The sequence below is a fragment of the Clostridium akagii DSM 12554 genome (genome assembly GCF_000686725.1).
GTDB lineage: Bacteria > Bacillota > Clostridia > Clostridiales > Clostridiaceae > Clostridium_I > Clostridium_I akagii.
Genome location: NZ_JMLK01000019.1, coordinates 34,912 through 47,526 on the forward strand (window position 1 = coordinate 34,912; position 12,615 = coordinate 47,526).

The window sequence follows — 12,615 nt, forward strand, 5'->3', positions numbered from 1 at the left end:
ATCGCATTTATGATGTATACCAACTTTTCTGACTTTCATACATAGTAGCATAAATCCCATCTTGTTCCATTAGTTGTTCATATGATCCACTTTCTACTATATTACCATCATCTAATACAAATATCTTATCTGAAATTTTTGTAGAAGCTAGCCTATGACTTATAAAAATAGTGGTCTTTGATTCATTTATTTTTTCAAAATTCTCATATAAATTGTTTTCACTTATAGGATCCAACGCCGCTGTAGGTTCATCTAATATTGTTAAAGAAGTAGAATTCATCATCAGTCTTGAAATAGCTACTCTTTGCCATTCGCCTCCAGATAAATCTACTCCATTACTTTTTATTTTTCCTAAATTCGAATTTATACCATCATAAAGCCTTTCAACTATATCTTCTAATTGCACAGTTTCAATTAAATTTTTCAGCTTATTGTTAACATTTTTATTGTTATATTTCCCATTTATATCACCAATTAAAATATTATCTTTAAGAGATATATAGTATTTAGCAAAATCTTGATATTCTACTGAGAACATTGATTTTATTTTATCCTTGCTATATTCTTCTATTGATTTCCCATTAATTAATATTTTGCCTTCAAATTCCTCATAAAGTCCTGTTATAAGTTTTATTATAGTTGTTTTCCCTGCTCCATTAGTACCAACAAATGAATAATGTTTTCCTGCTTCTATTCTAAAAGATAATCCTTTTAAAACATATTTTTTCATACCTGGATACCTAAAACATACATTTTTAAACTCCAAAGTTTCTATCTTAATGCTTTCTTCCGCTGGTTTTTCTAAATTTTCATTATTTCCTTTAAGATTTATAAAATTATCTAAGTCCACTAAATATTCTTTGCTTTTGGCAAGCTCATTACCATATTCGGGAAGTGACCATGATAAATCATTAATTAAATTAAACAGAGTACTTACTATAGATATAAACATACCTATAGTAATTTTTCTATTAACAACAGGAAAAATTAATATTAAAACTATTACCGTAAAAAGAATAGTTAAACCGATTCCACTCAATTTTGCATTTATATACCACTTACCATCCACTTTAAGTTGTTCTTTTATCGCTATTTCATATTGCTTAAACCATTCATTATTAATTTTTTCACAAAACTCAAATATCTCCCTCTCTTCTACAGACTCCCTTCCTCTTAAAACTTCTCCTAAATATGTTGCTTTTCTTTTATTTTTTTCTACATTTCTATCCACTTCATAGATGGCTCTGCCCCCTTTTAGTGATAGATAGAACACAGGTATAGAAAACATACATATAACTATAGTCGCCCACCAAACCTTAGAAAATAATATAATTAATACTCCAAGTACATTTATAATCATTGATATTATCCGTAAGATTGAAGTATACGCGTTATTGCACTTAACTTCTGGTTCTCTTATGACTCTTGATATTAAATCCCAACTATCCTGATTTTCAATATAACAATAATCTAAAGATGCAATTTTTTCCACAAAGTTCACTCTAATGTTTTGTCTTAATTTGTTATTCATTCTTACATTTATAACTTTTTCTATCTGTTCTGAAAATAAATCGTAACCAATACAAATAGTCATAAGTAATATTGTGATTATAATATCAGACATTTTCTTTTGATTTTTTAATATTAAAATGGCAATATCTAAAAGTTTAGCAATTATTAATGCTTCAATTACAGGGGCTAATCCATCTAACATTATTTTAATTCCAATTAGTACACTTTCTTTTTTCGCATATTTAAATGGAAGGTTTACTATATCTGTTATATTGCTTTTTTTTAAGCTCATATTTTATCCTTTCATTAAGCTATTATCTGTAAATTGAAAAATTAAAAGTCAACTTGTGATTTCCTTCTCCATAATAAGTGCCAGTTAATTATTAATATAAACCTCTAAATATTATATATTCACTTTATATTTTTGCTAATGAAATATTCCAATTAGTAATCTATATTTGATGTATAATTTGACCACGTTCCATTTGTGCTTGTAATTCTTTGATTTTATTACTAAATATTTTATTATTTCCTTCACTTAATCTAAACATCATTGCAATTATTGATTCTTTCATATCTTCACAATAAGGACATTTACTTTTGAATGCTTTATTATGAAAATATGCTTCTCCCCTACATGCACCACCACAGTAATATTTTACAGAGCATTTTCTACATAATTCAGAGAAATCATTTATATCTAATTTTCTAAGCTCTTTTAATTTGGAAGAATATTTCCATATATCTAATATATTATCCTTTTTGATATTACCAAGTTTCAACTCGGGTTGCATTGTATTGTAACAAGGATACAAGTCTCCATTATAATCAATTACTAACGAAGCTGCACCTACCCCACAATAATAAAATTTATAGTTTAATAACAAAAGGGAAGCGACATTAACAAACTCTGTTTGTGACACATATTTAAAGTGATCCTTAGATATTTTAGATATTCTTGCTAATTCATCATGAAAATTTTTCATATTAACCCTTGGCAGGTTTAATTCACATGCACGTGATAAAATATTAATTGGATTTACGGCTATTTGATCTACATTAAGCTTTATTGCAAGGTTTATAAATGCCTCTAATTCACATAAATTCAATTTATGTATTGTAATAGATAACTTTGTAATTACATTATGAGCCTTTAGCTTTGTTACTTGTTCAATTGTTCTATCATATGTATTTTTTCCTCTAATAAATTCATGTGTTTCTTTTGTAGCACCATCTAAAGATACAAGTAGCTCTGCTTCATATTTACATAATTTATCCATTTGATCTTCCCTAATTAAAAGTGAATTTGTATTTACATACGGCACTCCTCCTTTTTCATGAATATATTCTAAAATTTGTATTATATCATTTCTTATAAATGGTTCACCACCTGATAGTAATACTTTAGCTGGTTTATCTGTTGAGCAGTCAATTACTATGTCAACTGCTTTCTTAACTGTATTTATATCCATTGTATCATTCACGACTAATTTATCGTTATTTGCATCAGCATAGCAATGTTTACAATTTAGATTACAATTTCTTGTAACATTAATAACAGGATTAGGTGGATTATTATCAAATACATGTAAGTCATATTCTCTACTTCTTGAACTTATAAATAATCCTGCACTAACGAACATATCTTTAACTTCCTGTAATACTTTATCTACCTCTTCATCGATGTATGAATACTCATTAACTAAACATAGTCTCAAATTTACATAATCAAATAACTCATCATAAAATTTAACAATATTGATGATAGATTTATCCGCAATAAACCAAAAAGGTTTATCAGGAAATATACACAAACATTTATCTTCTTTTAAAATAAACTCATATTTATATTTTAATTTCATTTATCTTTACCTACCTTTAAATTAAAAATTTTTCTAATAAAAAAATGCTTCACTCAACCATCCTGAACTAAAGTACCTAGGTTACTTTGACAACTATAAGTCTCATTTATTGTTAAAGCCTTCTGAAATTTTAGATTTAAGTCTATTTTAGAAAAAAAATTTTATCGTATCTTGTCTTACTACTTTAACTGTCACGCAAAAATATCCTGTTGACCTCAAATGTCTTCCATAATATTTTGTTTTAGTTCCAAAAACTCTTCTTTCATGGATTTTGATAACATTCCTTTTAATTTTTTGATATCCTTAACTTCATATCCATATTTTATTAATTCTATTAGTTTTATTTGCATATTTTTATTAAATATTACATATCTATATTTTACATAGCATCATGTTTTATGTTAAATATAGATATTTATGTTATAATATAGCATTATGTGATGCACCTTTAAAAAGATATTATATTTTTGATTAATACAATTAAAATTTACTAATTGAAAGCTTATTTCCATATCAAGTCTTCAATTAGTGATGTATTTAATTTTTTGTTTTTTTAACAAAAGCACATAAAAGAACTTCATATAAAAAGAAATATTAGTATATTTAATATTGAAAATTTTTCCATTTGTATAGTTTTTAATATAATGTTGTGAGTACATCTGCTTATGAATTTTATTATAATAATTTAATAGATAAAATGATTGTTGAGAAAGTATTTTACAATCATCAATATCCAAAAAAGACATTAATGGTAATAACTTTACCTCAAAGCCAAAACATTCTGATATGGATTTTAGTAGAATAAAATCTATAGATATTTCTTTATGATCAAACATCATATTTGAAATTTGAGGCTTTCCATCTAATTCACTGTATTCGCTAATAAATGCTTGTCCATCTTCTTTTAGTGCATTATATATTTTCTTCAAAAAGCTTATAGCACCAGTATTTACGTAATCTTCATCCGAATAATTATTGAATAATTCTTTAGATAATTGTTTATATTCGTCTGTATTTTTAAATATTTTATATTTCATTGATGTAAAATCACCAATCACTTCATTACTTATTATTAAATCAAATTTATTATTAATATTAATTTTTTCTGCATTAATGCAGTAATATGATATATTGTGTAATGAGGTAGCAACTTTATTTATTTTTTCTCTTTGATAATCAAGTAAGCTGCCTGATAAATCATATATAGTGTAATTAAGTTTTTGTCTATTATAATATTTTAAAATTGATACTGCAACGTCCCCAAGCCCAGCGCCTACTTCTAATATATCATTTGGTTTACCTCTTTTTTTCCCCAAATTATATATAAGCTTTTCTCCATAAGATTTGTTGTTTAAAATATCATTTTTTCGTCTAAACATATACGATATTGTTGTTTCAGTGCTTTCAAATTGATTATGTACCTGCTCTGCTTGTAGCTCTTTATAATAATCTATATTCTCAACTATATTGTTTTGATTATGTATAAAAGGTTTAGGATTATTGTAAATGAATATACTGCCTAATGTTTTAAATTCAAATTTTTTATTCAATAATTTTATTACTTGAGTATTAATATCCAACAAAAAATTTATAAAAGGTACAATTTCATTATAATCAATTGAACTATCATTTATAATATCCTTTATTTTTGTCATACCATCTGACTTATTTAGAAAAACAAATTCTGATAAATTAATATCATAACTATTAATTTTCATATCTAAATCATAATATATTAACTTCTTATCACTCCAAATGCAATATTGTGAAACGATAGGGTACATCTCTAGCATATCGATGCTATAAAAATCATTTTCTTTTAAAATTTCTTTTAAATCATCCTCTATTAAATTGTTACATATCTCTTCCTTGGTAACTCGATCGCAGTGAAAAAATATTCCTGTAAGCTTATTGAAAATATAATCTATACCATTAAGGTTGACAATTTTTAAATTAAGCATCTATACATCCCCTTCATTCAATTAGTCAAAATTTTATAGTTTACAAATATTTTTTTATATTATGTAATGAACAATTACTTTTATAGAATAGAATGTTTTTTGCTCACATATAATCCCCTCAATTGTAACTTAATACATGCAAAATATATTTTCAAACAAACAAATTAAAGCGCAAATAGGTAAACACAGCCTCAGCATTATATATTTCCTGTGTTTACCTAGAATTGAATACTGATGTTAATTTATTATTTTTCCGTTTGGATATCTAGGCATTAATGCTTCTCTTACTGAATCTACTGGTATGACACTTGCCATAACGAATATTCTACTCTTTGAGGCCACTTCTTTTGATTTTTCTAACATTTTTTTCACTTCTCCTTCTTTATATTATTTTTTATTACAGATATATGATATAACTATCAATTACATTTTTCAAGACTTTTAATGTATTTTTTTTACATTATATATACATATTGTGATTATTTTATAATATTTAACTATTTATATAACTTAGTAAAGTAATACTTGTATAGTATCGTTACAATAAAACCCTTATATTGAAAATTTAGAAGGATTTTTGAATTATATACAGAATATTAATCTTAGAATTAGAAAGGGGATGCTAGTATGATTTCAAAATATATACTTCAGGAAGTATTATCAAAAGCATTACTTAATGGTGGTGATTTTGCTGAAATATTCGTAGAAGATACCATTAGCAATACTATAAACATGCTTAATGACAAAATTGAAAATGCCATATCAGGTAGAGATTTTGGTATAGGGATAAGAATATTTAAAGGGTTGAGATGCGTATATGCCTATACTAACGATAAAAGCAGAGAAGGCCTCTTAGAAGTTGCTTATAAAATATCAAACGCTTTAGGGGAAATCAATGAAAAAAAAGAAATTAATCTTACTGGAAGAATAAATTCAAATATTCATCCAATAATACATGTACCTTCTTCAATAGAAAATGCTGAAAAAGTAAATATAATGAAGCAGGCTTATACAGCTGCCAAGGAATACAGCAGTGAGATTATTCAGGTAGCTGTCTATTATACAGATGTTGATCAAAAGGTAATCATTGCAAACAGTCAAGGACTTTTAACAGAGGACAGAAGAATAAGAACAAGACTTGGCATAAATTCTATTGCAAGCAGTGGAAAGGAAAATCAGACAGGCTTTGAGGGACCGGGAAGAAGAATGGGTTTTGAAATGTTTGAATTTATAGATCCCGTTTTATATGCCAGGAAAGCAAGCCAAACTGCAGTAACTATGCTACATGCTGATTATTGTCCAGCTGGGAAAATGGCCGTTGCAATTGACAATGGTTTTGGTGGTGTATTATTCCATGAAGCTTGTGGACATTCCTTAGAAGCAACTTCTGTAGCTAAAGGAAATTCTGTTTTTACAGGAAAACTAGGGCAAAAGATAGCTTCAGAAAAAGTAACAGCAATAGATGATGGAACAATGCCAAATCTTTGGGGGTCTCTTAACATTGATGATGAAGGAACACCAACAAGGAGAAATATTCTTATTGAAAAGGGTATATTAAAAGGATATATGATAGACAAGCTTAATGGAAGAAGAATGAACATGGCTCCAACAGGAAGTAGTAGAAGAGAGTCTTATAAGTTTGCACCTACCTCAAGAATGACTAATACTTTTATTGCAACAGGTGAGGATTCAAATAATGATATTATTGCTTCTATAAACAAAGGCCTCTATGCTAAAAAGATGGGTGGAGGTTCTGTAAATCCTGTTACTGGAGAATTTAACTTTGCAGTAGCTGAAGGCTATATTGTAAAAGATGGCAAAATTGATAAACCAGTTAGAGGCTCTACACTAACAGGTAAAGGTGACGAGGTTCTTATGAACATAGATATGGTGGGAAAAGATATGCAACAAGGTCAGGGAATGTGCGGTTCCATTAGTGGAAACATTCCTACTAATGTTGGGCAACCAATGATAAGGATTTCGGAAATAATTGTTGGTGGAAGGTAAGAAAAGATGGAATTTAATATGACACTATATGAATTTAAGAAAGTTGTATTTGAAGAGGCTGAGCTTAATGGCTTCAGCGAATATGAAATATATTATTCAAGTGAAAATTCTCTTGTTATAGATGTATTTGAATGTGAAATAGAAAAGTATATTGTAAGTGCCACTTATGGTCTCAGCTTTAGAGGGCTGTACAACGGAAAAATGGGCTATGCGTATACTGAGATACTAGACGAAACAAATGTTCACTTCCTTATAAATTCAGCAAAAGAAAATGCCCTGGTTATTGAAAAAAAAGATAAAGAATTTATATATGGTGGAGATGATAAGTATATCAAGTTTGAAGGTTTTGACGAAAAGCTCTCTAAAGCTGACCTAAGTGAAAAAATAAAGTTGGCTTTTGATTTGGAAATTGAAGCTAAGAAACAAGATGGCAGCGTTATAAGAGTTGAAAGTGAAATAGAAGAAGGAGAAAATTGTATCCAAATAATAAATTCAAAGGGGCTTAATTTATCCTTTAAATCAAATATTATATTTGGTTTTGTTGAGGCAGTTGTTAAAGATGGTAAAGGAATGAATACAGATTATGCAATTAAATCGTCTAAAAGTCTTGATGGAATAGATGCGAAGAGTATCGCCAAAAAGGCTGTTAATGGTGCTTTATCATACAAGGGAGCTAAAACAGTAAGATCAGGCAAGTACAGAATCGCTCTAAAAAATGATACAGCGGCAAACCTTCTTCAAACTTTTTCAGGGATATTTAGTGCTGATAATGCTCAAAATGGAATGTCTCTATTAAAGGGCAAATTGGGGAAATACATCGGGAGTAAGTCAGTAACAATTATGGATGACCCCCTTCTTAAAGGAGGAATAAATTCAAGACCTTTTGATGCTGAGGGTGTTGCAACCTACACTAAAGAAGTCGTAAAAGACGGAGAGCTTAAAACCTTCCTTCATAATTTGAGGACTTCATCAAAAGAAGGAGTAAAAAACACAGGAAATGCTTCAAAATCAACTTATTCTTCACCTGTTGAAATTGCTCCATCAAACTTTTACTTTAAACCAGGAAAGAAAAATTATGAAGAAATACTTAATGTTTTAGGTAATGGCATACTTATTACAGAACTTGAAGGTCTTCATTCAGGTGCAAACCCTATGTCAGGAGATTTTTCATTGGCAGCTAAAGGATTATTAATAAAGGATGGCAGTGTGGAGAGACCTGTAAAACAAATTACGGTTTCAGGAAACTTTTATGAACTTCTAAAAAATATTGAAGAGCTATGCTCAGATATAGAATTCGGTTTTCCTTTAGGAAGAGGATGTTTTGGAAGTCCAACAATAATAGTTAAGGAGCTTTCTATAGCCGGGGAGTAAAGTAAATAAGGAACAAAAAAATATATATTCATGACAGCACATTTTATATGCAACTACCAATGAAATAAGAATTGGACGCATTTTGAAACAAAATATGTCTTGTTTTTAGGTAAGTAGACGGCAACTTTGAATTGTTAATATTTTTTTGTACAATTTCTATTCGGTCATCTTCTCTAATCTATATTCTACTGGGGTAATATGTTTAAGGGCTATGGTTTCAAATGCTGGGCTTTTATTCCAAACTCTTTCATGTATTTTCCAACTGCACGTTCTGATATTTTTTGTACCATCTTTCTGTATTTCCTTTATGATTTTATGAGCACCATAATTTTGATATGATTGATCATCAATTCACCTAATTCTTCTCATTTGTTGATTTGATGGCAGACGATGTAGCCATAAATTGTAGCCTGAACGTGAAACACCTAAGATACCAAGGATTCCGCTGACAGAAACATGGCGTTTACCCTTGAAATCTTCATATCCTGCCATATTTCTTTGCCTTTTATATTTTTATTATCCATTTTAAAATCTCCTTTACAAATATATTTTTAAATATATTGTTTCCATGACATAATTCTAATTGATTCTGATCTATAAAAATGTGATTTAAATCAAACCCTAAAAATAGATCTATAGGTTCTAATCAATGAGAAAAAAAAATCAACCTAAAAGCTTATCTAATAGCTTTAGGTTGATTTGAAATCATTATCCTACATATGATCTTAACATATCTATTTGTTTTATAATAAGTACCTTGTTCCCCTTAAGACTAATGATACCCAATTCCTCAAATATACTAAGTTTTCTACTTATGGTTTCTCTTGTAACTCCAACATAATTGGCCATTTCTTCTCTATTAATGGGTAAGTTGATTTGTAAGCCTTGATTTGATGCCACACCATACTTTTCACCAAATTCTAAAAGCATAAATGCAATTCTTATTTCTGCATCATTAGTAGCAAGATTTTGTGCAAGATTTTCTGTCTCAGATAGACGCCTTGCAATAACCTGTAATAACTTTAAAGATATCTGCGGGTTACTCATAATGATTTCATCCATATTTTTCTTAGTTAGTGTACATATTTTTACATCTGATATAGCATAAGCATCAAAATTACATAGTTCATCACTACTAAACAGACTTAATTCTCCGAAGAAATCTCCACTAGTAAGTATATGAACAATTTGTTCTTTACCTTCTTTGGTTAATTTAGATATTTTCACTTGGCCTTCATTAATAATAAATAACGTATCCGATTTTTCACCTTGGCTACACAACATATCACCTTTTTTATAGTTCTTATGTCCTGTCATATCAATAATTTTTATAAGTTCATCATCAGATAGAAATGAAAATATCGGTACCTTCTTAGCACATAGTTTATGATTACAAGTCCTGCAATTACAATCTTTCATTTGTTTATCACCTACCGTTATTATCATAACATTTTTAATTTATTTCGGTCAAATATTAATCAATTTAACTCCATCTCCTGAAATAATACACCTATTTCCTAAGGTATATTATTTTCTGCTGCGACTTTTATTGTTTATTGAAACAATGGATATTTTAGTATAACATAATATACAACATGCTGTTAGGATTTTAAAATAGAATATTTGTCAATTGGCAAAGAAAAGTGGGGTATGAGGAAATGAAAGTAAAATTTAGTATGATTGATAAGGATTTAAGAGCTTATGGAAGAACAATGAAGATTTTAAATAATACTTTTACTGAGCGAAGATTCCGACTAATTAATAAACTTATGAGTAAAGGTACGGGTAAGATTAAAGATGACACAATGCAGTTCACAGAAGAGTGGATTCCACGTAAGGATGGTTCCAAGATGCGTATTTGTATATTTAAACCGCTTACGCCCAAGGAAAATGTTTCTGGAATTCTTTGGCTACATGGAGGAGGCTATGCGATTGGAGTACCGGAACAGGCAACAATGATGGCAAAAAAATTTATTGATGTTAGCAATTGTGTTGTTGTAGCTCCAGATTACCATTTATCCGTTCAATCTCCATATCCGGCAGCGCTAAAAGACAGCTATGAAGCGCTATTATGGATGAAAAAGCATGGGAAAGATTTAGGAATTAGGGATAACCAGCTGATGGTTGGTGGGGACAGTGCAGGAGGAGGATTAACTGCTGCTCTTACACTTTATGCAAGAGATAAGGGGGAAGTAGCTATTGCTTTCCAAATGCCATTATATCCAATGCTGGACGATAGGATGACAAGTGAATCTGCAAAAAACAATAATGCTCCTGTCTGGAACTGGAAATCTAACCTTAATGGATGGAAACTATATCTTGGAGAGTTATTTGGTACATCAAATGTGCCTTACTATGCAGCCGCTGCCAGAGCACAAGATTACAGTAATCTTCCACCAACAGCCACATTTGTTGGCTCAATAGAACCGTTCATGGATGAAACCATTAAATATGTAGAAAACTTAAAAAAAGCGGGAGTGACCGTTGATTTTGAAATATATAAAGGATGTTATCATGGTTTTGATCAGGTATGCCCCAAAGCGGAAGTGAGTAAAAAGGCAACTCAGTTTATTGTAAATGCATTTAAGTATGCGGTAGACCATTATTTTGCGGAACAAAATAATGATCATTAGCAGATATTGTTGCCAGGATGTAATGGGCTTTAGACCGCATAACATGTCCTCAGTCCATTATTCTCTCTAGATAGTGAATTTCTCTGTTGTCTCTGTAAGTCTTTCACTCAAGGTCCAATAAATCTCACTAACTCTTCATTAAATTTATCTTTCTGGTCATAAAATGCTGCATGACCACTGTAATTAAAAGGTATAAGCTTCGAATTTTTAATATCTTTGTTTTGTATTTCACCTAGCTCAAATGGAACAACCTTATCATGAATCCCATGAATAATTAAAGTTGGAACATTTATTTTGCCTAAGTCAGAGAACAGTACTTCATTTATCCAAGTGTTTGCAATAGCCGCTGTGGCCCATCCGGCTGCTTGTAATCCCAGTTGAAAGAACCAATCTGAGAAAGCCTTAGTTATATGCTGATAGAAAAAAATATCACCAAAACCCTGAAGCATTTTAGGACGATCAGTATATGTCCCTTGGATAAGTTGTAAAACAGTTTCTTTATCTAAACCATAAGGAAAATTAGGTCGCTTAATAAGACTTGGTGCCACTGCAGCAAAAAGGGCTAGCTTTGATACGCCATAACCATTATATCTAGCCATATATCTAATTGCAATTGCGCCTCCATTTGAATGTCCCGCCAGTGTAATCTCGTGTAATTTTAATGTATCAATAACACATTTAACATCATCTGCCAGTCTATCAAAATTGTAGCCATTCCAAGGCTTATCTGAATTACCGAATCCTCTTGTGTCTATCCCAATGCACCTATATCCCATTTTGGGAAGCTGGTCAAATTGATATTCAAATAATCTATAGTTTCCTGGCCAACCGTGTATAAATAAAATTGTCTTATTACCTTCAGGATTAAGATCCTCAACATAAATTTTTACATTAGGTTCCACTTTTACATAGTATCCCATTTATAATCTCCAATAAAAAATAATTATAGTAATAGCTTATTCACTAAGGCATAAATTTATGAATTACTGGATTTGATTTTAAATAGACAGCTATTCAATTTTCAATGAATTATTATTTTTTTATGAATTTTTTTAAAATTTATGGTAACAATAATATTAGTTCTTAATTATGAAGAACAGGAGGTAATCAAATATGTATGATGCAAAAAAACAATGCAAGGACGAAAAGCTGAAATATAATACCATAGCAGACAGAGGTTATTTTGGAAGAATTCCCTACGATAGTATTACGAGTACCCCCACTTCATATGTACCATTTAGTTTCGTTTTCAAAAAACAATAAAGCGGT

10 protein-coding genes are annotated in these 12,615 nt (G+C 29.6%); 4 read left to right on the forward strand and 6 right to left on the reverse strand.

Going from position 1 to position 12,615, the window contains the following annotated elements; genetic code table 11:
- Positions 1–7 precede the first annotated feature (7 nt).
- From BR66_RS23660 to BR66_RS26650, 4 genes are all read right to left on the reverse strand, one after another.
- The gene (locus BR66_RS23660; RefSeq protein WP_026883022.1) at positions 8–1,804 is read right to left on the reverse strand and encodes an ABC transporter ATP-binding protein; all 1,797 of its coding nucleotides are present in this window, start codon (positions 1,802–1,804) and stop codon (positions 8–10) included.
- 160 nt (positions 1,805–1,964) lie between these two features.
- Positions 1,965–3,374 (reverse strand): radical SAM/SPASM domain-containing protein, encoded by a 1,410-nt coding sequence (locus tag BR66_RS0111195; protein ID WP_026883023.1) that lies wholly within the window; start codon positions 3,372–3,374, stop codon positions 1,965–1,967.
- A gap of 521 nt (positions 3,375–3,895) precedes the next feature.
- Positions 3,896–5,335 carry a class I SAM-dependent methyltransferase gene (locus tag BR66_RS0111205; RefSeq protein WP_026883024.1) on the reverse strand — a complete coding sequence of 480 codons (1,440 nt, stop codon included), beginning with the start codon at positions 5,333–5,335 and terminating at the stop codon, positions 3,896–3,898.
- A gap of 237 nt (positions 5,336–5,572) precedes the next feature.
- Positions 5,573–5,698: a hypothetical protein gene (locus BR66_RS26650; RefSeq protein ID WP_278246811.1), complete on the reverse strand. Its 126-nt coding sequence runs from the start codon at positions 5,696–5,698 to the stop codon at positions 5,573–5,575.
- 264 nt (positions 5,699–5,962) lie between these two features.
- Between BR66_RS26650 and BR66_RS0111215 the strand changes: the two genes are divergently transcribed.
- Together BR66_RS0111215 and BR66_RS0111220 are read left to right on the forward strand one after the other, a co-directional pair.
- On the forward strand, positions 5,963–7,342 hold the full coding sequence (locus BR66_RS0111215) for a TldD/PmbA family protein (protein ID WP_026883025.1): 1,380 nt from the start codon (positions 5,963–5,965) through the stop codon (positions 7,340–7,342).
- A 6-nt stretch (positions 7,343–7,348) separates the two neighbouring features.
- Complete coding sequence (locus BR66_RS0111220) at positions 7,349–8,713, forward strand: TldD/PmbA family protein (RefSeq protein WP_026883026.1); 1,365 nt, start codon at positions 7,349–7,351, stop codon at positions 8,711–8,713.
- A gap of 708 nt (positions 8,714–9,421) precedes the next feature.
- Here the strand turns inward: BR66_RS0111220 and BR66_RS0111235 are convergent.
- The gene (locus BR66_RS0111235) at positions 9,422–10,132 is read right to left on the reverse strand and encodes a Crp/Fnr family transcriptional regulator (protein WP_026883027.1); all 711 of its coding nucleotides are present in this window, start codon (positions 10,130–10,132) and stop codon (positions 9,422–9,424) included.
- A 239-nt stretch (positions 10,133–10,371) separates the two neighbouring features.
- Between BR66_RS0111235 and BR66_RS0111240 the strand changes: the two genes are divergently transcribed.
- Complete coding sequence (locus BR66_RS0111240) at positions 10,372–11,346, forward strand: alpha/beta hydrolase (protein ID WP_026883028.1); 975 nt, start codon at positions 10,372–10,374, stop codon at positions 11,344–11,346.
- 107 nt (positions 11,347–11,453) lie between these two features.
- Here BR66_RS0111240 and BR66_RS0111245 read toward each other — a convergent pair whose 3' ends face one another.
- Positions 11,454–12,266, reverse strand: a complete 813-nt coding sequence (locus BR66_RS0111245) for an alpha/beta fold hydrolase (RefSeq protein WP_026883029.1) — start codon at positions 12,264–12,266, stop codon at positions 11,454–11,456.
- A gap of 193 nt (positions 12,267–12,459) precedes the next feature.
- Between BR66_RS0111245 and BR66_RS26145 the strand changes: the two genes are divergently transcribed.
- The gene (locus BR66_RS26145) at positions 12,460–12,609 is read left to right on the forward strand and encodes a hypothetical protein (protein WP_169738170.1); all 150 of its coding nucleotides are present in this window, start codon (positions 12,460–12,462) and stop codon (positions 12,607–12,609) included.
- Positions 12,610–12,615 lie beyond the last annotated feature (6 nt).